The organism is Soonwooa sp. (genome assembly GCF_030151385.1).
Taxonomy (GTDB): domain Bacteria; phylum Bacteroidota; class Bacteroidia; order Flavobacteriales; family Weeksellaceae; genus Soonwooa.
Map to the genome: position 1 here is coordinate 1 of NZ_JASLDS010000063.1, position 23,383 is coordinate 23,383.

21 protein-coding genes, 1 tRNA gene and 2 pseudogenes are annotated in these 23,383 nt (G+C 34.4%); 14 read left to right on the forward strand and 10 right to left on the reverse strand.

The window, feature by feature from the left end; genetic code table 11:
- Nucleotides 1–265, forward strand: a pseudogene (locus Q1V95_RS12385) (nucleotidyltransferase); the annotation flags it as partial.
- A gap of 251 nt (nt 266–516) precedes the next feature.
- Here Q1V95_RS12385 and Q1V95_RS12390 read toward each other — a convergent pair.
- Complete coding sequence (locus tag Q1V95_RS12390) at nt 517–1,314, reverse strand: AraC family transcriptional regulator (protein ID WP_300674433.1); 798 nt, start codon at nt 1,312–1,314, stop codon at nt 517–519.
- Between the two features lie 113 nt (nt 1,315–1,427).
- On the opposite strand from Q1V95_RS12390, the gene Q1V95_RS12395 reads away from it, so the two are divergent.
- From Q1V95_RS12395 to Q1V95_RS12410, 4 genes are all read left to right on the forward strand, one after another.
- Nucleotides 1,428–2,624 (forward strand): MFS transporter, encoded by a 1,197-nt coding sequence (locus tag Q1V95_RS12395; RefSeq protein ID WP_300674437.1) that lies wholly within the window; start codon nt 1,428–1,430, stop codon nt 2,622–2,624.
- A gap of 343 nt (nt 2,625–2,967) precedes the next feature.
- Nucleotides 2,968–3,066 (forward strand) — tRNA-OTHER (locus tag Q1V95_RS12400).
- Nucleotides 3,067–3,245: 179 nt separating this feature from the next.
- A complete protein-coding gene (locus Q1V95_RS12405; protein ID WP_300674440.1) occupies nt 3,246–4,997 on the forward strand; it encodes a hypothetical protein in 1,752 nt (583 codons plus the stop codon).
- A gap of 99 nt (nt 4,998–5,096) precedes the next feature.
- Complete coding sequence (locus tag Q1V95_RS12410; RefSeq protein ID WP_300674443.1) at nt 5,097–5,678, forward strand: hypothetical protein; 582 nt, start codon at nt 5,097–5,099, stop codon at nt 5,676–5,678.
- Nucleotides 5,679–5,681: 3 nt separating this feature from the next.
- On the opposite strand, the gene Q1V95_RS12415 is transcribed toward Q1V95_RS12410, so the two are convergent.
- From Q1V95_RS12415 to rpsO, 8 genes are all read right to left on the reverse strand, one after another.
- The gene (locus Q1V95_RS12415; RefSeq protein ID WP_300674446.1) at nt 5,682–6,275 is read right to left on the reverse strand and encodes a YdeI/OmpD-associated family protein; all 594 of its coding nucleotides are present in this window, start codon (nt 6,273–6,275) and stop codon (nt 5,682–5,684) included.
- A gap of 67 nt (nt 6,276–6,342) precedes the next feature.
- Entirely contained in the window at nt 6,343–6,687 is a 345-nt protein-coding gene (locus tag Q1V95_RS12420; protein WP_300674449.1) for a TfoX/Sxy family protein, read from the reverse strand.
- Nucleotides 6,688–6,789: 102 nt separating this feature from the next.
- Entirely contained in the window at nt 6,790–7,542 is a 753-nt protein-coding gene (locus Q1V95_RS12425; protein WP_300674452.1) for a hypothetical protein, read from the reverse strand.
- 10 nt (nt 7,543–7,552) lie between these two features.
- Entirely contained in the window at nt 7,553–8,239 is a 687-nt protein-coding gene (locus tag Q1V95_RS12430; RefSeq protein WP_300674455.1) for a hypothetical protein, read from the reverse strand.
- Nucleotides 8,240–8,251: 12 nt separating this feature from the next.
- Nucleotides 8,252–8,956, reverse strand: a complete 705-nt coding sequence (locus Q1V95_RS12435; protein ID WP_300674457.1) for a hypothetical protein — start codon at nt 8,954–8,956, stop codon at nt 8,252–8,254.
- Nucleotides 8,957–9,125: 169 nt separating this feature from the next.
- Entirely contained in the window at nt 9,126–10,694 is a 1,569-nt protein-coding gene (locus Q1V95_RS12440; protein ID WP_300674459.1) for a response regulator transcription factor, read from the reverse strand.
- Between the two features lie 211 nt (nt 10,695–10,905).
- The gene (locus Q1V95_RS12445; RefSeq protein ID WP_300674462.1) at nt 10,906–13,095 is read right to left on the reverse strand and encodes a polyribonucleotide nucleotidyltransferase; all 2,190 of its coding nucleotides are present in this window, start codon (nt 13,093–13,095) and stop codon (nt 10,906–10,908) included.
- A 204-nt stretch (nt 13,096–13,299) separates the two neighbouring features.
- Entirely contained in the window at nt 13,300–13,569 is a 270-nt protein-coding gene (rpsO, locus tag Q1V95_RS12450) for a 30S ribosomal protein S15 (protein WP_079667866.1), read from the reverse strand.
- Between the two features lie 140 nt (nt 13,570–13,709).
- Between rpsO and Q1V95_RS12455 the strand changes: the two genes are divergently transcribed.
- From Q1V95_RS12455 to Q1V95_RS12495, 9 genes are all read left to right on the forward strand, one after another.
- Nucleotides 13,710–14,270 (forward strand): AraC family transcriptional regulator, encoded by a 561-nt coding sequence (locus tag Q1V95_RS12455; RefSeq protein WP_300674469.1) that lies wholly within the window; start codon nt 13,710–13,712, stop codon nt 14,268–14,270.
- Nucleotides 14,271–14,492: 222 nt separating this feature from the next.
- Nucleotides 14,493–17,174: a heavy metal translocating P-type ATPase gene (locus Q1V95_RS12460; protein ID WP_300674471.1), complete on the forward strand. Its 2,682-nt coding sequence runs from the start codon at nt 14,493–14,495 to the stop codon at nt 17,172–17,174.
- Between the two features lie 80 nt (nt 17,175–17,254).
- On the forward strand, nt 17,255–17,947 hold the full coding sequence (locus Q1V95_RS12465) for an NAD-dependent deacylase (protein WP_300674474.1): 693 nt from the start codon (nt 17,255–17,257) through the stop codon (nt 17,945–17,947).
- Nucleotides 17,948–18,167: 220 nt separating this feature from the next.
- Nucleotides 18,168–19,043, forward strand: coding sequence for a polysaccharide deacetylase family protein (locus Q1V95_RS12470; protein ID WP_300674477.1), 876 nt, complete (start codon nt 18,168–18,170; stop codon nt 19,041–19,043).
- Nucleotides 19,044–19,154: 111 nt separating this feature from the next.
- Nucleotides 19,155–20,636, forward strand: coding sequence for a hypothetical protein (locus Q1V95_RS12475; RefSeq protein ID WP_300674479.1), 1,482 nt, complete (start codon nt 19,155–19,157; stop codon nt 20,634–20,636).
- Between the two features lie 49 nt (nt 20,637–20,685).
- The gene (locus Q1V95_RS12480) at nt 20,686–21,210 is read left to right on the forward strand and encodes a Crp/Fnr family transcriptional regulator (protein WP_300674482.1); all 525 of its coding nucleotides are present in this window, start codon (nt 20,686–20,688) and stop codon (nt 21,208–21,210) included.
- Nucleotides 21,211–21,259: 49 nt separating this feature from the next.
- Nucleotides 21,260–21,817, forward strand: a complete 558-nt coding sequence (locus Q1V95_RS12485) for a DinB family protein (RefSeq protein WP_300674485.1) — start codon at nt 21,260–21,262, stop codon at nt 21,815–21,817.
- Nucleotides 21,818–21,942: 125 nt separating this feature from the next.
- Entirely contained in the window at nt 21,943–22,539 is a 597-nt protein-coding gene (locus tag Q1V95_RS12490; protein WP_300674488.1) for a hypothetical protein, read from the forward strand.
- Nucleotides 22,540–22,600: 61 nt separating this feature from the next.
- On the forward strand, nt 22,601–23,116 hold the full coding sequence (locus Q1V95_RS12495; RefSeq protein ID WP_300674490.1) for a YgcG family protein: 516 nt from the start codon (nt 22,601–22,603) through the stop codon (nt 23,114–23,116).
- A gap of 149 nt (nt 23,117–23,265) precedes the next feature.
- Here Q1V95_RS12495 and Q1V95_RS16310 read toward each other — a convergent pair.
- Nucleotides 23,266–23,383 (reverse strand): annotated as a pseudogene (locus Q1V95_RS16310) (DDE transposase); the annotation flags it as partial.

Consider the following 23,383-nt stretch of genomic DNA (forward strand, 5'->3'; position numbering starts at 1 on the left):
GATGCACACGATTCGGCTTTTGCAGTCCGCTTTGCAAATTTTGGAAACTGGAAAACTCAATATTCGGGCTGAAAATCGAGAAGAATTATTATCGATAAAAAACGGCGACAAAGATTATGACGAGCTTCTAAATTACGCCGAAACTTTGATGAATAAATTAAATTCAGCTTCAGAAACTTCAAGATTGCCCGACTTTCCAGACAAGAAAAAAGTCAATTCTATTTTGGTGAAATTGCGCTCGGAATTGTATAAATCGACTTATTAATTTAGGTCGATTTTTTATTTAAGATTTGGTTTTTGAGATAATCACAATTGATTTTATGAATATCCGTTATCCATCATAATTAACGGTTTGTTATCCAGAATGAAGCACAGCGGAACGAAGAGTCTCTTTGATAATATAGATTCCTCCTACGTCGGAATGACAAAAAAAATGTGCTAAAACTTTGAATCATGATTAAAAGCGGATATTCATAATTAATTTGATTAAAATAATTAAACTTGAAACTTTAGACATTAAACCCCAAACTTTCTTTTCCCACTCGGTTTCATTTTCATAATCGAAAAGTAAGAATTGCTAAATGCGGAAAGACTTTTGTAGCCGACTTTGTAAGCGATTTCGCTCAATGTGAAACGTTTGGTATCAATAAGTTCAATACTTTTTACAATTCGGATGAGCTGAATATATTTTTGCAATGTTATGCCCGTTTCTTGTTTGAAAATTCTTTGCAAATTACGGGCTGACATTTTTGCAATTTCGCCCAAATCATCAACATTGATATTGTATTGATAATTTGCATTGATGTAATGACAAACGGGAATCAGTCGACAATCCGTTGGTACGGGAACTTGCAAACCAAAAGCATCGTTGCAAAAGTTGGGTAAACTTCCCAACAAAGCTTTTAGGAAAAGATGTTGCTCGGGATTTTCGATGGTTGCTTTATTCCATTTTGAGGCATAAAACATCATTTCTCGCAAAACTGCAGGCGCTTCGAAAACGTGAACTTCGTTATAAAAATCCTTTTTGGGAGCTGACTTAAATAAAATCAACATTGGATTAACCGCCGTCGCATCGGAGGTTGTCCGATGTTTTTTGTTGGCAGGAATCCAAATCACATTATTCTGCGGAACCAAATAAATTTTCTGCTCGATATGAAAATACTGATAACCTTCCTCAACATAATTTAGTTGGTAATAATCGTGCGAATCTTCGTTGTCATCGTGCTTCCAATCGCTTTCGTACCAAACATAAGAATTGATTTCCAAATGTTCGACATGTTGCCCGCGGTCTTCTTTTGTGTTTTTAAAACTCATTTTGTCGTTTTAAATGTAATTTATGGCAAATTTAATATAAACGACAATACTAATTTTGTAAAATAATTTTGAACTGTACAAAAGTCCTTTCAATATTTAATCCTACAAAAAATATGAATAAAGAAAATACCAATAAAAATCTCGCGTGGCTCGGTATCTTAGTCGTGATTTTGGTTTCCAGCAATCTGCGTTCGCCCATTACGGCGGTTAGTCCGATTTTGGACGAAATAAAAAACGTTTTTCACCTCGATAATTTGGAGGCGAGTTTGCTTACGTCGATTCCGCTTTTTGTGTTTGCAACGTGTTCTATTTTGGTGAGTAAAGCAGCCGCGAAAATCAATATTCGTACAGGTTTGCTGATTTCGCTTATCATTTTAATTGTCGGACTTTACATCAGAATTTACGGAAATGTGGCAACACTTTTTGCAGGTTCGCTAATCCTTGGATTGGGAATTTGCATCGGAAATGTCCTAACTCCGGCTTACATCAAAAATATTTTCCCCAACAAAATCGGAATTATGACTGGCGTTTTTTCCGTAGCAATGAGTTTGGTTGCTGCTTTAGCATCAGGTTTGAGTATCGACCTTGGAAAATGGACGGGAATGGAATGGAAAGGTTCTTTGGGAATTTGGATTATTGGCGGAATCCTTGCGCTAATCGTGGTTTCGGCGGAATTAATGACAGGTAAAAAAACGACTCAAACCGCGACAAGTGCGATTGCTACAACAAAATTCAACATTTTCAAATCCAAACAAGCGTGGAGTATCAGTATTTTTATGGGACTTCAATCTTTGGTGTATTATTGCCTTGTCGCTTTGCTACCAACGGTTCTCGTAGATTTTGGAATGCAGAAATCCGAAACTGGTTGGGTGCTTTTTGTACTTCAAATGGCGATGTTGCCCGTAATGCTTTTTAGTCCAGTTTTGGCGACGAAAATGAAGAATCAAAAAAATTTAATTTACTTAACTGGCGGACTTTTCCTTATCGGTTTGTTGATGCTCACCATCCTAAAATCTCAGTTGGTTTATGTCAGTGCAACTCTAATCGGAATTGCGGGCGGATTGGCATTTAGTCTTTCGATCTTGTTCTTTTCACTCCGAACAAAAACCATGTACGGAACCATTAAAATCTCTGGAAAATCCCAATCAGTCGGTTATCTTATTGCAGCTTGTGGACCTCCAATTTTCGGAAAGTTGCACGATTGGGATATTTCTTGGCAATATTCGTTTTACTTTTTGATTATTTGCGTTCTCATCATGACCTACTTTGGTAAAAAAGCTTCGGAGCCAAGATATATCGAAGACCATTAAAAACGAAAAATTTAGTTTAAACTAAAAATCGATTTGTTATTCAGGTCGATTTTTTTGTTTAATATCTCAAACGCAAAGGCGCAAAAATGAGAAATGAAGCAGAGTGTTTTTAAGTCGCAAAGCTTTTATCTCCGATAAAAAGAATGAGTATCTTAGTATTGAGCGAAGTCGAAATTTTCTTGCGCATTACTTTTGTGTTTAGTTAATCAAAAAATTGCGCCTTTGCGTTGATTTAATTTCCTATTCATTTAATTTATTTGAAAATAATTTTAAACTTTTTCAAAAATAATTTAACTACGCAAAAAGATTGCGCACTAAGACTATTACTTTGCATCAACAATTAGACGTAGTAGCTCAGTTGGTAGAGCAACAAACTACTTTTCGCTTTGGGCATAGAAAGTTCCTAAGCTGTGTGTCGCAGGTTCGATTCCTGCCTACGTCTCTTAGCTGATACAGAAAGTTCCTATAAAGATTTTTTACCCAAAATTTACTTTCCATCGGCAATCAAAAGGCAAAGGAAGTTCCTATGTTTGGTATTTACTTCCCGCTTTTTTTAAAATAAAATAGGTAAAAGGAGTTCCTATGTTTTTCCAAATTACTCCTCACTTATATTTTTAAATTATGAAAACACTACAATTATTCAACGCGGTAATCGCGAAAGAATCGAAAGAAAAAGCATTTATTTCCGACTTAAGAATTTTAATTGAACCTAAGGCACTTTGGGCGAAAAATGAAATTTTGGCTTATTATAAAAAAGAAAAATTAAGTTCAGAAGATTTGAACAAAACGTTTCATAAATCTTGGGCAAAAATCAAGAATTCGACACGATTTGAATTGTTTTTATACCAAATTCAGCATTATTTTTCAACTTATGGAAATAATTTTCAAGATGAAATGTATCTTCCTGACGAATTGTTGGAAATCCCTGAAAACAAACTGACTTTCAAAATCATTAGAGCTTATTCTAAAGAAGAATTGGTGCAAAAAGCCTTGGAATTATTGCAATCTGGTATTGCTTTGAAGGAAGAAACCATCGATGACTTGATTTCGGTTTTAGAAGTGGATTTGAAATACCAATTCACAGGAAACGAAAATATCAAAAACAAAGAAGCTATCATTAAAATCGCTGATAAATTCGGGATTTATCCTAAAAATTCAGTTGAGTTTTTGAGATATATTATTTTCAAAGCGACGGATTCTACTTTGTTGATTAAAAATAAGGAAGTTATCGAAGCCATTAAAACTTCTAAATATAATCCTACTGCGGCTTTTGAAGCTTTCGGTTTGGAAAAATTGGCGGAAATCTTTAACCGTTTCAAACCTTTGTTTTTGGCTTTCAAGGATAAAAATCCTGCAATAATTAACAAAATTAGCAAGTTGTCGAAAACGCTGCACCAACCTTTGGTTTCCAATCCATTGAATGATGTGACGACTTCTTTGTTGACCGAAAATGATACGCATTGGTTGGATAATGCAACGCCATTTGCTTTGTTTAAAGCACTTTCGGCTTGTTATTCTAGAATTAATGGACAAAATACTTTCGTTTATAGAATCCGAAACGGTAAATCGTGGATTAAAAAGAACAAGTCCAAAAATGAAGTTTGGAGCAATTATTATTTCATTTTAGAATATTTAAAACTGCGTTTTGACCTTTCTGGAAAGAAGATTTTCGTTCCAAATGATGTAGAATTCGCATTGCCAACTTCCGAAAAAATGTTTGTGGGAAATATTCCGACAGGTACGCGTTTTTACGGAAAGAAAATGGCGGTTGGAGTGTATTGGGAAAATGCTTGGGGCGCGAATGATTTGGATTTGTCGGGTCTTAACATCGGTGGAAAAATCGGTTGGAATGCGAATTATAACCAAAATAAAGGAAGTTTGATGTATTCTGGCGATATCACCAACGCGCCAAATGGTGCCACCGAATATTTGTATGCAAATAAAGGTTTGAACTTCCCAACTTTAGTGAACTGTAATGTTTACGGCGGTTCTTCGGATGCTGGTTATAAAATCATCATCGGAAAAGGCGACGAAATCGATTATAACTTTATGATGAATCCTAATAATCTGATGATGGAAACGAAATGTAATGCCGTTCAGCGTCAAAATGTTCTTGGAATCTTTCTACCAAAAGGCGATGAGCAATGTTTTGTATTGTTAAATTTTGGAGCGGGTCATGCCCATGTTTCAGGAAATTCCGAAATCTCCGATTTGGCGACTCAGGCTTTGTATCAACAATGGTCAAATCCATTAGGTTTTAACGAATTAGTGGTCGATTTGGGCGCGACTTTGGTCGATAAAAAAGAACATGCCGATTACGATTTCTCATTAAACACATTGGAAAAAGATAGTTTTACGAAATTGTTTAAATAGTAGATAACCACCTCATTTTGGGGTGGCTTTTTGATTAAAAAAAGTGAAATGAGAAATTTAAATTTTCACTAAATTCGGCATCAACTACAAACACGATTAATGATCAAGAAAACGATTCTCATTCTCTTCGCAATTTCGAGCGCACTTTTGGCATTGGATATTGGTCTTTATCTTTATGATTTTATAAGTTACAGAGGTTATTACTCGGATGTTGTGGTGTTTTGGAGTTGGTTTATCTTAAGTATTTTGGTAATACTATTTTATTGGAAAAAACTTATTGCAAAATTATATTTAACAGCACTTATTATTGCTTTAATTCTAAGTATTTTGCCAATGATGCTTCCCTTTTGGACACTTGTATTTTCGATGAGCTCGTTTGGTTTAAAAACAAATAAAAAACTTAATGATAATTATCGCGCGCAGATTGTTGGCTATTCTGTTATGTCGAAACCTTGGTTGGAAATTATCGAAAGCAAGGGCATTTTTGAAAAAAGAATTGGAAAATATATGGACTTCGATTTTGAAGAAGACGGTGATTTTAGAATTCGCGATACAAAAGAAATTTATCTTAAAAAAGAAACCGATTCTACATTAACAATAGCTTTGTTTAGAGGTGGAAATAATAGAATTATTACTATTGACAAGGCAAGTGGAAAGGTTCTAAAAAATGACCACCAATAAAAATTACTTTCTATCATTAAAACCTTTGCCAGCGTAGATATCGGGCATCGCTTTTTCAATTCGGCTAATTCTGGTTTGGGATTGTTTTGCAGCACCAAAATGCAAAAGATAACCTCTTTGTCTTCCAGGTGTTAAAGCTTCAAAAGCGGCTTTAAATCTTGGATCTTGTTCAAAGAAAGCTTGCAGTTCTTCGGGCATTGCGAACTCAGAAGTTTTCTTCATTTCGACTTTTAAACCTTCTTTTTCGTTTTTGGCAGCTTGCTTTAGAATTTTCAGAATATCTGCTTTTTTACTTTTGATTTCGTCCAAAGAAATAAAGCGCATTTGTCGTCCCGATTGTGTGTTTTCGGTAGGTTGCGTCAGGAGATTTTTTGGGTCATCAATCAAAGCCCCTTTAAAAAAGTTGAGCGCACAATATTCCTTGAAAGGACTTACAATCACTACATTTCCCTTGTCCACTGAATAACATGGTTGATACCATTTTAGCGCTTCAGAAAATAATTTTGTTTCCAAAACCAATTCACGAAGTGCATTCAGCTCCTCTTTCCAAGGGGAATTCTTTTTGTAGAAATCGTCAACAGCGTTTGTCTTTTCCAAAATCGAAAGTTTAGTAAAACAAATGTAGGATTTATTTGAAAACTATTTAATAAAGTAATAATAAAACTTATTTCTTCTTCGCTTTCTTGGCAATTTTATTATATTCCAAACTAATTTTCATCCAATAATTGAAGTCATTGGCTTTTCGAAAACCTTCAGGTTCTACGTAACAAAATCCGTCCATTTGCTTGCCTTTCATAATCATAGGTAAAAAGCCAATTCTTGAAGAAACTTCTTCCTCCAAATCTGGATTATAACGCAGCATAAGATTGTCGCCGCTTACATTAACGCACATTTTTTCATCAACCAAAAAAGCTAACCCGCCAAACATTTTCTTTTCAATAATGTTTAGATTTGGAATCTCGGAAAGGTATTCTCGGATGCGGTCTGCTAAATTGATATCGTAAGCCATTTGATGTTTATTTTAATAAAGCTATGAAAAATTTATGTAAAAAAACCATCCCAAAACTGAGATGGCAAAAGAATACCTTTCAATAGTTTATTAAATGTTTTTTTAGAAATTAATCGGATACGCTGCTATAAAATTCTCCGGAACTAGTTCTGGCGCACAAGCGAAATTAGTAATTCGAACATTTGTAGCCTGCGGTGAATAATACTCGAAGATATATTTCAAATAATAAGTTTTAGGAGTAGCCGATTTTTGATTGATAAAAAACTCGCCGGTTATTAATCCATTTGGATTTGGACCTATTATCGAATTACTGGAATATACTGCCGAAGTATAAATATCTGGTGAAGGTTTTGAAGCGTTACTAGCAAGACCATCCGTATTGTCGTCAAAGAAACTTGTCTTCATCCACGTATTACGTCCGTCCTTCATCGGGTAATATGTTATTTCGGCTGTCCCTTTATTGTCAATATATGCACCCAAAGAAACAATAATTAACCACTTGCCCGTTGGCAAAGTTATTGAAGTTCCAGTTGTTCTATAAGGGCTTGTGCTTGTCTGTAAGGTGTAAGCACTAAAAGTCTCAACCTTGTTATAGGATGTCGAATTATAATCAGCAAAAATCGTCGGCTTGGACAAGTTTATATTTTGCCAATTTGCATTACCAGATGCGTCGGAAACTAGAGTCTTACCCGTAGTAACTGGATAACTTGGATTCGTAGATTGGTATCTAATGCTTCCTTTTACATGCAATTTCTCTTGAGGATTATTGGTATCGATTCCAACATTACCCACTTGTGAGAAAACACCAATCGGCATTAGTAATAAAGAAATTATATTAATAAAATTAATTTTCATGATGATCTGATTAGAAGATTGGTATTGCAAAGATTTGGTTCTCTGGTTCTGAAGACGATCCAAGGTTAGACAGTGTTACAGATCCCGTATTAACTCGGCTAATATTTGCAATAAAATAATAGGTTTTTGGAGCGCCTGAAGAATTATTAACATAAATATTCCCTTTCATGATCTCATAGTCTGACGGCGCATAATAAGAACCTAAAAAATAACCTTTCCCAAACTGAGCACCATTAATAATATCATTAGAAGGCATAGTTGATGAACTGGTATCCGCCACGGACAATTTACAATTAACTACAATAATAGAATTTGCTGACAAATCTGTACTTGGTCTCATTACTACTGCACCAGTAATCTGCCATCTCCCTGTTGGTAGGGTTATGCTTAAAACCGTTGTTTGCCAATTAGGATCTAATTGAGTAATAGTGCTTCCCGTTGAAGGTAAAGTAACCAACTGAATGCTTCTAAAAACATCAGTTGGAACCTTTTGAAAAGTTCCGAAATTATCAGCACTCTGTATCGTATAATTTCCAGTACTGGTATCGACGTTATCTTCTTGCCTTATGATATATGGATTATTGGTTTTCACATGCAATGTAGCAGTTGGTGTGGTCGTGCCAATACCAACATTACCAGTCTGGGCTTGTACAACTCCCATCAATAATACAGCAGGTATAATAAATAGCTTTTTCATGATTTTCATTTTTTAATTCCCTGTTGATATTGGATATGCAAAAATTCGATTTTCTCCCCAAGTCCCTGCTATCTTAAATAAAGGAAGTTGTGTAGCTGGTACCGTACTTACTGATCTTCGAGTAGATCTTCCCCACAAATAATAGGTTTTATTTGCAGCTGTTTTATTTTCAACCAATGCATAGCCTTCTACCATTCCGTACATTGATGGCGTAACAAGAGAACCTGTAATCTGCTGCGCACCACCAGGTATGTAGTCTACTGTTGGTGTCGCATTGGTTTTAGAATCAGTGAAATAAGTAATCACTTTAATGATAATATCATTGTAGCGCATAGAAGCTGCAGGACTAGAAAGCGCATTTGCGCTACCATCAGTAGGAATTAGTAATGAAACTTTTACTAACCATTTCCCAGGAGAGACTGTAACTTGTCCATTCAAATAGACATTAGAAGGAATATCTCCACTATATCCATTGGGATCAATTAATGTACCCGTAACTGCATTTGGAATTAAAGGAGACCACTTCATAGATCCTCCATTAAAAACCTGTAGGATATAACCATTGCCCTCTGAAGGATGATCCAACCTTAAACTTCCTGTAACATGCAATTTTGCTTGAGGATTTGTATTTCCAATCCCTACTCCTCCAGTTGACTGCTGAGCAAATCCTACAACTTGAAAAAGGAAAAGAATACCTAAAATAATTTTTTTCATCATTTGTGTTCGAATAAAATGTTTTTGAAGCAGTACGAATACAAAAACATTTATTGTTTTCGAGACAAAAATAATAGTACTTATTTGTTAGATGCAAGTATTACACTAGTCAAATCTTAAAAAAACACACACGATTTTAACGTTCAAAATATTGAAAATCAGTATACTGTATTTATTTTATAGATTTAGCGTTAGCAATAAAAACAGAAGGCGAAATACCTGTTACTTTCTTGAAAATTTTGGTAAATGTAGTATGAGATGGATAGCCACTAAGCTCTGCAAGGTGACTAATTTTATAATTTCGGTAGGTAGAATCTTCATAAATTTTTCGGCAAATGTACTCAATGCGAAGATCATTAATGTATTGATTGAAGCTCTTATTTCGGAATGTATTGATAAGTTCTGAAACGTAACTTTGGTTCGTATCAAACTGACTTGCCATATTTGAAAGACTAACCTTTGGGTTAAGATAAGCTTCCGAATTTTCGAATTTTTCCAATTTTTGAAGAAGTTTATTTTCGGTAAATTCAGTTGCGGAAGAGGAAGTTTTTTTCGGTTTTACAACTTGACTTTGAAGTTCAACTTCCGTAATCTCTTTCTCCTTAATGGATTCTTCTAATTTCTGGATAGTCTTCTGAAAAAGAACTTTATCCTCGCGTTTTTTCCTTAAAATTCTAAAAACGATATAGGCACCAATCCCAATAAGAAGAACTATAATAGATCCAAAAACCATGTAATTAACACGTTTCTTTTCATCCTGTTCTTGGGAGATTCGCATTTCATTCTTTAAAGATTCAGAAAGCGCAATTTTCTCCTCATCACTGATTTTACTTTTCTCATTGAGATACAATTGATTATATTGATTCGACAGTTTTTCATCGTCCAATTTCTCATAAGCTTGTGAAAGCGTATGATACAAATCGGCTTGAATGTAAGAACGTTTGTCGTCATTAACCTTTGCACCTACTTGAAGTGTATCAATTGCTCTTTGATATTCTTTACGATGGTAATAAATTTTTCCTAAATAACTATTGCTAAATGCTCTCTCAAACTTTGGATTCTCACCAGTTGTTGAATATTCTAAAACTTTTATAAAGGCGTTTTCGGATTCATCCCATTTTTTTTGGTTATACAAGGTTTCGCCAATTGCAGAATAAATAATGGAAAACTCTAATGAAGCTACCATCTTTTTATTAACCTGTTCATATTTTTTAGCTAAAGCAAGTGCTTCATTCAAGCTTTTTAAGGATTCATCGTACTTTTCTTGGAGATTTAGATTTTGTCCTAACTGTGTAGCAATACGAATTTCTGTGAACAATCTTGTAGTATCATTAGGCTCGTTTTTCGCCTCATTTTTCGCTTTTACAATATAGTGAAACGACTCTTCGTGCAAGTTCATTTTAGTATAAAGATTAGCTAACGCAAGGTTTGAATTAATACGAAGCTCGTAATTATCGGTTTTCTCGGCAACTTCTATAGCTTTGGTTAAAAACGGAATCGCTTTAGAGGGCTTACCTTTTATGCTATATGAAGTTCCTATCCCTATTAGGGCGTAAGACTGCTCAAGATCTGTTGCCTTTTGGGAATTAAGTATTTCATTTCCAATTTCAATCGCTTTATCAGGTTGCTCAAATTGGATTTTGAACAGTTCCCCAACCATTTTATAAGCCTCACTCTTCTGTCCAAATGCAAAATGCGTAGCAAAAAAAAGTATAAATAAAAAGCTAAGTTTCTTAATCATAATCGGCGATTACTACTGATGCAATGAGTTATTCATATGGTTACTAATAATGTGTAAAAATAGGAATAAACTTAATGTGCTCAAAATAACATTTTTTAATACTTAGTATGGGAACAAAAAAAACACCTCAATTCGAGGTGGTTTCATATTTCATCGGATTGCATCCGATTCTTTGTTAAGTCGTCCTTTCAGGACTCATTTTTCTTAAATCTTAAGCTTGTTCAGCTGGTTTGTCTCCTTCTGGTTTTGGAGCATCACCTTCAGCTTTAGGTTTACCTTCTGGCTTTGGAGGTCTTGGAAGAAGAACTTTTCTTGAAAGTTTCATTTTCTTACGATCATCGTAACCCATGAATTTCACTTCAACTTCGTCACCTTCTGCATAAGGAACTTTGTCCAAACGCTTCCACTCAATTTCTGAGATATGAAGAAGACCTTCTGTTCCTTTTGCAATCGCTACGAAAGCTCCAAAATCCATTACTTTCACTACTTTTCCTTTGTAAACTTCGCCTACAACTGGTACAAAAGTGATTTCGTTGATTTTTGCAACAGCAGCGTTGATTTTCTCTCTGTCAACACCAGAAATTTCGATACGACCGATTTCTCCAACTTCTTCAATTGCGATAACTGTATCCGTATCTTTTTGCATTTGCTGAATGATTTTCCCTCCAGGCCCGATTACCGCACCAATGAAGTCTTTAGGAATTTCCATCATCACCATTTTCGGAGCGTGAGGTTTCACGTCTTCTCTTGGTTCAGCAATCGTTTCTTTGATTTTTCCTAAAATATGTAATCTTCCTTCTTTTGCTTGCATTAATGCTTGTTCCATAATGTCCATAGAAAGACCTTGGATTTTGATATCCATTTGACAAGCTGTAATTCCGTCTGCAGTTCCAGTTACTTTGAAGTCCATATCACCCAAGTGATCTTCGTCTCCTAAAATGTCTGAAAGAACTGTGAATTTCCCTGATTTTTCGTCAGTAATCAATCCCATCGCAATACCAGAAACCGGTTTCTTGATTTGAACTCCCGCGTCCATCAAAGCCAATGTACCAGCACAAACTGTTGCCATTGAAGATGAACCGTTAGATTCCAAAATATCAGAAACGATACGGATTGTATAAGGATTTTCCACAGGAATCATGTTAGCTAAAGCTCTTTGAGCTAAGTTACCATGACCAACTTCTCTTCTTGAAGTTCCTCTTAATGGACGAGCTTCACCTGTTGAGAATGGCGGGAAATTATAATGTAAGAAGAATTTTTCATCATGGTTAGTAACAACGCTGTCTACCATGTTTGCATCTTTAACCGACCCTAAAGTTACTGCCGTTAAAGACTGCGTTTCACCTCTTGTGAAGATTGCAGAACCGTGAGCTCCTGGCAAATAATCGATTTCTGACCAAATTGGACGAATAGTTTGTGGATCACGACCATCAAGACGAACTTTTTCGTTCAAAATCATTTGACGCATCGCTTCTTTTTCCACATCGTGGTAATATACTTTTACGAAAGGCGTAACTCTCGCCAATTCCTCCTCGTCTGTATATTGCGCTAAGAAATCGTTAAGTACTGCTTTGAAGTTTTCACCTCTTTCTTCTTTAGCAGAAGGCGTTTTAGCAACTTCATAAACTTTATCATAACACTCTTTCCACACTTTTTCACGAATTTCCTCGTCGTGAGTTTCGTGAGAGTATTCTCTTTTTGGAGAAGAACCAACTACTTTCGCAGCCAATCTTTCTTGAGCTTCAATTTGATTGATGATTTCTTTGTGCGCGAATTGGATAGCTTCCAACATTTCTTGCTCAGAAATTTCTTTCATTTCTCCTTCTACCATTACGATAGAAGATTTTGTAGCTCCAACCATAATATCCAATTCAGCGTTTGCTAAATCTTCATATTTAGGATTGATAGCTAATTTTCCGTCCAATTTTACAACTCTAACTTCAGACATTGGTCCGTTGAAAGGAATATCTGTAATCGCGATAGCTGCAGAAGCTGCTAAACCTGCTAAATCGTCAGGAATCGTTTGTCCATCGTAAGAAATTAGGGAAATCATCACCTGAACTTCTGCGTGGAAATCTTCAGGGAATAAAGGTCTCAAAACTCTGTCAACCAAACGCATTGTCAAGATTTCTTGATCCGATGGTCTTGCTTCTCTACGGAAGAAGTTTCCAGGGATTTTTCCACCTGCGTAGAATTTTTCTCTGTAATCTACTGTTAAAGGCAAAAAGTCAACGCCAGGGTTGGCTTCTTTGTTGGCTACAACGGTTGCAAGAAGCATCGTTCCGCCCAATTTTACAACAACAGCGCCATCGGCTTGTTTCGCCAATTTTCCTGTTTCAAGCGTAATTTCTCTTCCGTCTGCAAGAGTAATCAGCTCAGTGATTGCTTGTGGTGCATTCATAAAAAATGTCTTTTGTACTCCGTATTGAGTACGTTAAATTATTTAAACTCTTTAAATTTTCGTGGGCAAAGATACGGAATTTGGGTGGAAGTTGGAAGTGTTTAATTTCAAGATGTTTTGTATTATTAGCTAATCTTTCAATAATTTTTGCACAAAAAAAGCAACCCATTTCTGAGTTGCTTGTGATTTCTATAAGACTTAGGATTATTTTCTAATTCCAAGTTCTGCGATAATCGCTCTATATCTTGCGATTTCAACTTTCTTAAGATAATCTAGTAATCTTTTTCTTTTACCTACCAACATCACTAGAGAACGCTCTGTGTTGTAATCTTTGTGATTAGCTTTAAGGTGTTGAGATAAATGATTAATTCTGTAAGTGAACAAAGCGATTTGTCCTTCTGCGCTACCAGTATCTGTAGCTGACTTACCATGCTTAGCGAAAATTTCCGCTTTTTTTTCTGCTGTTAAATACATTCCAATATTGTTTAATGATTATTATGTAATTCGGGTGCAAATATACAACTTATTTTAGTTCTGACGATATCACTTTTAATTTATTTACAAAATTAGATTCTATTGACTAACTTTACCATCACAATAATATAAGAAAGCTCATGCAAATCTTCATCAAAAATATGGTCTGCAACCGTTGTATAACGGCGGTTGAAGGTATTTTTAATCAACTAAAAATTTCTATCGATGATATTAAATTAGGTGAAGTAAATATAAAAAAATCTATTTCGGAAGATGAGTTATCGGTTTTGGAAACCAATTTAAAAAGTCTTGGGTTTGAAAGAATTAAAGATTCTGCACATCAATTGAATGATAAAATAAAAACATTTATCATTCAAAAAATATCGGATTTGGATATTAGCGAAAACTTTGTGCTTTCTGAGTTTTTAAGCAGTAGCTTGCGTAAAGATTATTCGGCTCTTTCTAAGAATTTTTCTCAAAATGAAAACATTACGTTAGAACAATATTTTATCCTTCAAAAAATTGAAAAAGTAAAAGAACTCCTCCTCTACAACGAATTCACATTAACCGAAATTGCAGGAAAACTTGGCTACAAAAGTGTTCAACATCTTTCGACACAGTTTAAAAACAATATAGGTTTTACACCCACAGAGTTTAAAAAAGCTAAAGACCATAATCGCAGAGCGTTGGATGAGTTGTGAGATGCGAGTTTCGAGTTTTGAGATACGAGATACGAGTTAAAAAGAGAGACGTTAAATACTTGCTTCAAGCATCTGGAATTTCACATTACGAAACGCGAAACGCGAAACGCGAAACACGTATCCCGCATCCCACATCCCACAAAAATTCTATAACTCTTTTCCTTAAATCTATAACATAAAGCAATTTGATATTCCGAATTTTGTACTATAAATTCAAGGAATATGGAACGCACGTATAAAGTTTTAGGAATGACTTGCTCTGGTTGTCAAGGCAAAATTACTGAAGCGTTAAATAATATAGAGGAAATCCACGCTCATGTTAACTTAGAAAAAAGTGAAGCAATAATTCATGGTAATCGTGAAGTCAGCTTAGAAGAACTTAATGAAGCACTTTCGCAAGCTGGAAACTACAAATTGCAAGACCCAAATGTGGTAGATAATACTTTTGTGAAACCGCAAGACAGAGTTTCGCCGTCGTCGGTTTATTATTGTCCAATGGAATGTGAAGGCGACAAAGTTTATTTTACCCAAGGTGAAAGATGTCCTGTTTGTAAAATGTATTTGGTGCCGATTGAGAAAAAGAATAAAGTAAAAAGTGAAAAGAGCCAAGAGTCAAAACATCATCACCATGCTCATCCAACAACCGACAACCAACAACCGTCAACCAACCAAGATAACGCAGGAAAATATTTTTGTCCGATGTATTGCGAAGGCGACAAGGTTTACGATTCCAATGTTGGTTGTCCCGTTTGTGGAATGGACTTGGTGAAATATCCCGAAAAGAAAAAAGTGCAATACACTTGTCCGATGCACCCAGAAATTATCCAAGACACGCCAGGCGATTGTCCGATTTGCGGAATGGATTTGGTGAAAATGCCCGACAAAAGTGATGATGAAGAGGATGAAACTTACAATATTTTAAAGAAAAAATTCTGGATTTCGTTAGCGTTTACGCTTCCTGTTTTCATTTTGTCGATGGGCGGAATGTGGTTTAATTTTCCATTCTCGCACGAAATTCAGGCTTATATAGAATTGGCGCTGACTATTCCGGTTTTGTTTTATTCGGGATGGTTTTTAATAAAAAGAGGTTGGGTTTCCTTTAAAACTTGGAACCTCAATATGTTCAGTTTGATTGCTTTGGGCGTTGCAGCAGCATTTTTGTTCAGCCTTTTTGCTATGTTTTTTCCAAATATGATTCCGCACGAAATTCGTGGTCATGGTGGTGATATTCCGCTTTATTTTGAGGCGGTTTGCGTGATTTTGACCTTGGTGATTCTCGGTCAATGGATGGAAGCTGCTGCTCATAAAAAAACAGGAAAAGCCATTCAAGAATTAATGAATCTTTCGCCTGATGAAGCCACTTTGGTGGAAGGAAATACTGAACGTAAAATTACTTTGGATGAAGTAAAAATTGGAGACATTTTAAAAGTAAAACCTGGCGAAAAAATTCCAGTTGATGGTAAAATTATTGAGGGAAATTCGTCTATTGATGAATCGATGATTACGGGAGAACCGATTCCTGTTGAGAAATCTGAAAACGATAAAGTAACTTCTGGAACCATCAATGGAAATCAGGTTTTCTTGATGAAAGCCGAAAAAGTTGGTGATGAAACTTTACTATCACAAATCATCAAAATGGTCAATGAAGCAAGCCGAAGCCGTGCCCCAATTCAGAAGCTGACGGACAAAGTTTCAAAAGTTTTTGTGCCTGTTGTGATTTTAATAGCTGTTTTAACATTTATTTTATGGCAATTCTTCGGTCCTGAAGGTCAAAAAACATTATTTGCTTTTGTGAATGCTGTTGCGGTTTTAATTGTAGCTTGTCCGTGTGCTCTTGGTTTAGCAACGCCAATGTCATTAATGGTTGGAATTGGAAAAGGTGCGAAAAACGGAATTTTAATTAAAAATGCCGAAGCGCTTGAACAAATGAATAAAGTAAATGTTTTAATTACCGATAAAACAGGAACTTTAACAGAAGGAAAGCCGTCTTTGGAGCATATTGAAACGGTAAATAATGCAGATTCAAACAAGATTTTGCAAGTTGCCGCTTCTTTAAATCAAAATTCGGAACATCCACTTTCTAATGCTGTATTAAAGAAAACAAAAGAGCAAAACATTGCTTTTGAAAAAGTAGAAAACTTTGAAAACGTTTCTGGTAAAGGTGTTCAAGGGAACATTAATGGAAAGAAAACTTATTTAGGAAACGAAAATCTTTTGACATCAAACGGAATTATCATTCCCGAAAGTTTAAAACAAAAAGCAACCGAAGTTCAGTCAAAAGCGCATACCATTTCTTATGTCGCAGAAGGAAACGAGGTTTTAGGCTTTGTGAGTTTTACAGATAAAATTAAAAAAACCTCTAAAAAAGCCGTTGAGTTTTTACTAAAAGAAGGCGTTGACGTTATGATGATGACTGGCGACAACGAACATACTGCAAAAGCCGTCGCAGACGAACTTGGAATAAAACATTACAAAGCAAATTGTCTTCCTCAAGATAAATTGAATGAAGTTAAAAAATTGCAATCCGAAGGGAAAATTGTTGCCATGACCGGTGACGGGATTAACGACGCGCCTGCTCTTGCACAATCCAACGTAGGAATTGCAATGGGAACTGGAACCGACGTTGCGATTGAAAGTGCCGAAATGACTTTGCTAAAAGGCGATATTTTGGGCGTTGCAAAAGCAAAAATGCTAAGTGAAAAGCTTTTGAAAAACATCAAGGAAAATCTATTCTTTGCATTTATTTACAATGTTTTAGGAATACCATTAGCAGCAGGTTTGCTCTACCCTTTCTTCGGAATCTTGTTGTCACCGATGATTGCAGCTGCAGCAATGAGTTTTAGTTCACTTTCTGTAATTTTAAATTCGTTGAGGTTGAATGCGGTGGATTTGGAAGTCAAATAAAAAGTTAAAGCATTATTAAAGAAAAACTTGTTGATATTCTCAGCAAGTTTTTCTATTTTTAAGCAAATGAAAATCTTGATATGAAAAAGAAACTTGTGGTTTTATCGGGTGCTGGGATTAGTGCAGAAAGCGGAATTTCGACTTTTAGAGATTCGGATGGTTTGTGGGAAAATCACAGAATTGAAGATGTGGCTTCGCCCGAAGGTTTTGAAAGAGACCCCGAAATGGTTCTTAATTTTTACAACCTTAGACGTCGCCAACTAAAAGAAGTAAAACCTAATATTGCGCACGAAATTTTAGCAGATCTCGAAAAAGATTTTGATGTTTATATTATCACGCAAAATGTCGACGATTTGCATGAGCGCGCAGGTTCTACAAAGGTGACGCATCTTCACGGCGAACTTCGCAAAGTGCGTCCAGTTAATTCGGAAGACGATGCCATCCTCTGGGAAGACGACCTCAATCTGGGTGATTTGGACGAAAATGGTGTACAATTACGACCTCACATTGTTTGGTTTGGCGAGATGGTTCCAGAAATGCAAAATGCCGCCGAAATTGCTTCCAACGCAGATTTATTTTTGGTTATCGGAACGTCTATGCAAGTTTATCCCGCTGCTGGACTTATTTCGTATGTGTCTAGTGGAAGCGAAATATTCTATATCGATCCCAATCTAGATCCTTACGAATACACAAAATCTGAAAATGCTTTAAAAATGAAAGCAACCGAAGGTATGCAAAAGCTTAAGGAGATTCTTAACTCGAAATTTTTGTAGGTTTTTACATTATTAAAATCATATTAGTTTGAATATTTTCAATGGTTTTAGATTAATTATTGAAGATAAAAGTCTTTAAGAATATCCAAAAGTGTTAAAGTTTTTCTCAATCAAAACTTTAACACTTTTATTTTCGAAAAAGAAAAAATTCGGCATCACATTTGATGGAATTAAAATAGAAAAAATTAACATTTCTTTAACTTAATTCCTTTCAAATTTTATGAAAACATTTTTTGGAGAAAAGCTTAAAAAATCGGCTTTTCTTGGGACGCTTGCATTAATTTCGGCAACGTCATTTCTTTTGGTTGGTTGTGATAAAACGACAGAACACATTGACTCCAAAACCAGTGAGCAACCACAAAAGAAACCCGTCTCAAAGAATGTTACAACCTCGGAAAATCTTGAGGATACAACTCCTGATGGAAAGCGAATTATCTATTTAACTTTTGATGATGGTCCCAATCGTGGCACCGAAAATCTATTGAAAATTTTGCATAAAAGAAATGTTGTTGCAACAGCTTTCGTTGTGGGAAAACATGTTAATGGAAGTACAAAGCAAAAGAAAAATTTCGCAGAATTACAGAAAGATTCTTTAATAGAAATTGCGAACCATAGCTTTAGTCATGCTAGCAATCATTATTTAGATTTTTATAAAAACCCAGAAAAAGTGGTCGCAGATTTTGATTCAGCAAATGCAATTCTTGGCTTGAATAACAAAATTGCGAGAACGCCAGGACGTAATATTTGGCGCCTTAATGATGTTAATGTAACCGATATTGCCAGTTCTAAAAATGCTGCAAATCAACTACAGGCTGCCGGTTACAAATTAGTTGGCTGGGATCTCGAATGGCGTCCAACACCTAAAATGTCATTAAAGGGAAATCACCAGCAAATGATGAAAAAAGTGGATAGTATTTTCTATAACGATTTAGAAAAAACCTCTAAACATTTGGTATTTTTGACACATGATCAATATTTGGTTGACGACGAATCTCTTGCAGAATTGGATGCTTTTATCAATGTACTGCAACAAAGTAATCGCTTCGAATTCCGAAAGATTTCTGAGTATCCAAAAATCAATGAGATTTTGAATTAAAAAAAATTCAAGAACTTATAAAATCCGTTTTAGTTATTGCTGAAACGGATTTTTATTTTGTAAAAAAATCTTTGTAACCAAATAAGCAAAGTTGCGTCTAATTAAAATAAAATGGACTTTGATTTTAATACAATCAAAAAGTATTTTAAATATAAATCTAAACTCGGTCAATATTTCCAAGTTATTTCTGACGAAACAGCAGAGGACTTGAACTTGGATTTGGTATTCCTAAAGCTTGACAAAAACATTTCAAAAATTGGTCAACAATTCTTCTATTCAAAACTTCGAATCATTGAGCAAGAAAAAGATAAAAGTTTAGAAAAGTACATCGAATTCTTCAACACTCAAGATTCTAAAAAAGTTGAAAAAGACCTTGAAAAGCTCAATAAAGAAAAAGACTACGAAATTATTGATCTCATCGAAAATGATATTTTTATCAATCAAAAAATATTGAATTATGCCAAACTTTCGATTGGTTTCTTGATTGTCATTTTAATTTGTGGATGCTTTGTCAAACAGTGTTTAGCACTACTCTTTCCTCTTTTTTTGTTAAATGCCTACCATCATTATTCCAACAAAAGTTATGTTGAGTTTTACAATTCAATTATTTCGAGGCTTCATACAATGCTTGTGGTTGCGAAAAATATTGGTAAAACTGAAACTTTTGCTAACGATTATAAAAGCATAAAACTTAAAAAATTAGAAAACTCTTTTTGGTCCAGTCATCTAACAGAACAATTGGCTAAAAACGAGTTCTTGATTGTTTTTTGGGCGATTTTGGAATTATGCAGAATTATGTTTAATCTCGAAATATTCGGTTTTGCAAGAAAGGCGAAAATACTTAACACTTCAAAAAATGAACTTCTGCAAGTCTTTGAATTTGTTGGTAAAATAGACACAGCCAATACAATTGCAAAGATTAGAAAAGATTTTACGACCACAGAACCCAAGTTTTCTAGCATTAAGAAATTGGAAGTAAAAAACATTTATCATCCATTAATTGATAATTGTGTTAAAAATGATTTGACTTTAGAAAATAGCAGTATTGTTTTGACAGGCTCCAATATGTCTGGTAAAACTTCCTTTATGCGTGTGGTTGCCGTTAACGCGCTTTTTGCACAGTCATTTGGTTTTTGTTTTGCCGATTATTATTCAGCGCCATTTATGAAGATTTTGACATCAATTTCTGTTCAAGATGATATTAATGACAGCAAAAGTTATTACTTGGAAGAAGTTTTAAGAATAAAAGAATTCTTGGAAGAATCGACGGATTACAAATTGATATTAATCGACGAAATCTTTAAAGGAACCAATACCAAAGAAAGAATTGCTATAAGCAAATCTGTTTTAAACACACTTAATTCCAGCAAAAATATTGTTTTTATCACAACGCATGATTTAGAGATTGCGACTTTTCTGGAACAACATAACTATCAACTTTACTACTTTTCCGAAAGTTTGGATTCCGAAACAATAAAATTTACTTATAAAATAAATTCCGGAATTAATACCAAAACCAATGCAATCCGAATTTTGGAAATGTACGATTATCCTCAAGCTATAGTTTCCGAAGCTTACAAACTGCTAGATTAAAATTTTGTCTAATTTTAAAACAATTTTAAAAGCCGAATAAAACCAATCGATGGACATTTTAGATAAAATAATTTCTGCAAACATTTTCAAAAAAGAAATCATTTTGAAACGAAATGACTTTCTGAAAACTGAAAACAGCATTGATTCTAATATTTACTTTGTTAAAAACGGAAGTCTTAAAATTTCCATTTTTAATGAAGGTGAAGAACAAATTATTCGATTTGGTTATGATAACAATTTGATTGTTGCTTTGGATTCTTTTATTTCTGAAAATAAGTCCGATTATGTTATTCAAGCGATTAAAAAATCAACAATTTTGGTTGCGGAGAAAAAGGATTTTATAGCTTTTGTTAATTCAAATCAGGAAAATCAAAATTTCTATATTCGGCTTTTAGAAGATTTGGTATTGCAACAACTAGAAAGAGAAAAAGACCTCCTACTCGATTCTCCAAAAGATAGATTTGATCGTATTCTTGCAAGAAGTCCACAGCTTTTCCAATTGATTCCGAACAAATTGATTGCAAATTACCTCAGAATGAGTCCCGAAACCTTTTCGCGTTTGAAAAAATCTTGACTTCAATCAAGCTTTTTATCAGAGAAAATAACAAATTTTGAACAAAAAAATGAAATTCAATTCGGAAGATTTACTTTCTCAACTTATTACGCAAACTAAGAAAAACATCGCCTTTGTAGAAAGCCTACAATCTCTTTCTGACGAACAACTTAATAAGAGAATCAGTGAAAACTCTTGGAGCATTTTGGAAGTCGTTCAACATCTTAATCTTTACGCCAATTTTTACCATCAAGAAATTGAAACCAAAATGCAACAAAGCAATTTGCTAGCTTCCGAAAACTTTTCGTCTGGAATTTTGGGCAATTATTTTGCGAAAAGCATGCTACCAAAAGACAAACTCAACAAAATGAAAACACCAAAAGCGATGAATCCTATTTTCACGAATTTGGACCGAAATATTTTAACCGTTTTCTCACAACATCAAAACCAACTTTTAAAACTTTTGGAAACAGCGAAAACCAAAGATCTATCGAAAATTAAAACCAATATTTCTTTGACACCGATAATTAAAATCCGATTGGGCGATACATTTCGATTTGTTGTTAATCATAATTTGAGACATATTAAGCAGATTGAAAGGATTTTAAATTCTAAAAAAATGCAATGATTTTGTAGTTTAAAAATTTCATCATCACAAAATAAAATATTGATAAACGCTCAGCTTTCTAAACTATTTTTTTTTTAAATTAGAACATTGAGATTTATTTCTTTTATTTAAAACCAAAATTACTGATGAAATTAACTTTTAAAATCTTTTTTTGTTTCACACTTTTAATCTTGTTTTCTTGTAGTAATGCTGATAATAAAGTCGAAAACAAATATGTAAAAATTGAAAAACTAGATGATTATCATGATATTACAGATTTAAAAAATGAAGAGGTTCTTAATTTGGTGAAATTCAGTGATTTCGGAAATAAGGAAACACAAGGCGGCTTACAAAGCATTTTTTCTATCGACAATGGACGATACAACGACTTGCAAACCAACGCTGAACTTGTTAAAAATTCCACACCAGAAAAGGCGCTGCGCGGTATACTAAAAAGTATTGAAGAAGAATGTGCTGATCCTACTTTTCCTTGGAAAAACTTCAAAATAGTAAGTGATGTAAAACCGATAGATTTTAAAACTTATAAAGCTGCTGTCGCAGAATATGAAGTCGATGAACACGTTGATTATCTGAATACCACAATCAAAAAACGGGTTAAAAGATATTGCATATTTTTCAAAAACGATTTGTGGAATATCGTGCTTGCACCAACTAAACTTGAAGATTACAACAGCGAAATGAAGGATTTTGATAAGATGATGAGCACACTCGAAATAAAGTAATTTTTGAAACTATCTAGCCGACTTTTACCTGACAATTCCAATTGCAAATTAGATAAACCAAATGAAGAAAATTCTTTTAATATTAATATTGGCTGTTTTTACTTTAGGATGCAAATTCAAAAATGAAAAAGCATCACCTAAAGCTGAAACTACGACAACCAGCGTTCAGTTTTCAAAACAGCTTGGCTACGTTTCGGATTTTGAAAAAACTTTAACAGAAAAAGAAATTGAAGATTTGACAAAGAAGCTTTCTGATTACGAAAAACAGACGAGCAACCAAATTGCCATTGTTTCTATTTCTGATAACTTAACGGAAAATAATTTTGACCAATACGCAATCGATTTATCAAATCATTGGAAGATCGGGACATCCGAAAATAATAATGGTCTAACAATTATCTATAGCAAAAAATTACGAAAAGTAAAAATCAGCACTGGAACAGGCGCCGAAAAGATTTTGACCAATGAGATTTGCGAAAAAGTACTTAATGAAAAAATAATCCCCGAATTTAAAAACGGAAATTATTACCAAGGTCTCGATAATGCTGTTACAGAATTTATTACAATGTGGAAATAATTAATTTTTAGAAAATCGCTTTCAATAAACCAAACCTTTACTCAAAACTTAAAAAATCCAAATAATGTCTATGTCGTTATTTTTGCGTTATTTGCAAGCATAATTAAATTATTATTTCATTTTAAAGGATCAAGAACAAAACCTGGGGACTAAGCAAAAAGATTGGATAATCTAAATAGAAAAAAGGATCTATCTTTTACGCCGCGAAGTTGTAATCTGAAGTTTTTGATTTTGGCATTGAAACTTTCTGCTGAAGCATTTGTGCTT

Coding starts and splice junctions, on each gene's coding strand:
- Q1V95_RS12480 (WP_300674482.1), top strand. CDS start 20,686: ATGGACATTTTAGATAAAATAATTTCTGCAAACATTTTCAAAAAAGAA.
- Q1V95_RS12410 (WP_300674443.1), top strand. CDS start 5,097: ATGATCAAGAAAACGATTCTCATTCTCTTCGCAATTTCGAGCGCACTT.
- Q1V95_RS12485 (WP_300674485.1), top strand. CDS start 21,260: ATGAAATTCAATTCGGAAGATTTACTTTCTCAACTTATTACGCAAACT.
- Q1V95_RS12465 (WP_300674474.1), top strand. CDS start 17,255: ATGAAAAAGAAACTTGTGGTTTTATCGGGTGCTGGGATTAGTGCAGAA.
- Q1V95_RS12455 (WP_300674469.1), top strand. CDS start 13,710: ATGCAAATCTTCATCAAAAATATGGTCTGCAACCGTTGTATAACGGCG.
- Q1V95_RS12390 (WP_300674433.1), bottom strand. CDS start 1,314: ATGAGTTTTAAAAACACAAAAGAAGACCGCGGGCAACATGTCGAACAT.
- Q1V95_RS12470 (WP_300674477.1), top strand. CDS start 18,168: ATGAAAACATTTTTTGGAGAAAAGCTTAAAAAATCGGCTTTTCTTGGG.
- Q1V95_RS12435 (WP_300674457.1), bottom strand. CDS start 8,956: ATGATGAAAAAAATTATTTTAGGTATTCTTTTCCTTTTTCAAGTTGTA.
- Q1V95_RS12445 (WP_300674462.1), bottom strand. CDS start 13,095: ATGAATGCACCACAAGCAATCACTGAGCTGATTACTCTTGCAGACGGA.
- Q1V95_RS12440 (WP_300674459.1), bottom strand. CDS start 10,694: ATGATTAAGAAACTTAGCTTTTTATTTATACTTTTTTTTGCTACGCAT.
- Q1V95_RS12425 (WP_300674452.1), bottom strand. CDS start 7,542: ATGAAAATTAATTTTATTAATATAATTTCTTTATTACTAATGCCGATT.
- Q1V95_RS12460 (WP_300674471.1), top strand. CDS start 14,493: ATGGAACGCACGTATAAAGTTTTAGGAATGACTTGCTCTGGTTGTCAA.
- rpsO (WP_079667866.1), bottom strand. CDS start 13,569: ATGTATTTAACAGCAGAAAAAAAAGCGGAAATTTTCGCTAAGCATGGT.
- Q1V95_RS12430 (WP_300674455.1), bottom strand. CDS start 8,239: ATGAAAAAGCTATTTATTATACCTGCTGTATTATTGATGGGAGTTGTA.
- Q1V95_RS12495 (WP_300674490.1), top strand. CDS start 22,601: ATGAAGAAAATTCTTTTAATATTAATATTGGCTGTTTTTACTTTAGGA.
- Q1V95_RS12420 (WP_300674449.1), bottom strand. CDS start 6,687: ATGGCTTACGATATCAATTTAGCAGACCGCATCCGAGAATACCTTTCC.
- Q1V95_RS12405 (WP_300674440.1), top strand. CDS start 3,246: ATGAAAACACTACAATTATTCAACGCGGTAATCGCGAAAGAATCGAAA.
- Q1V95_RS12475 (WP_300674479.1), top strand. CDS start 19,155: ATGGACTTTGATTTTAATACAATCAAAAAGTATTTTAAATATAAATCT.
- Q1V95_RS12490 (WP_300674488.1), top strand. CDS start 21,943: ATGAAATTAACTTTTAAAATCTTTTTTTGTTTCACACTTTTAATCTTG.
- Q1V95_RS12395 (WP_300674437.1), top strand. CDS start 1,428: ATGAATAAAGAAAATACCAATAAAAATCTCGCGTGGCTCGGTATCTTA.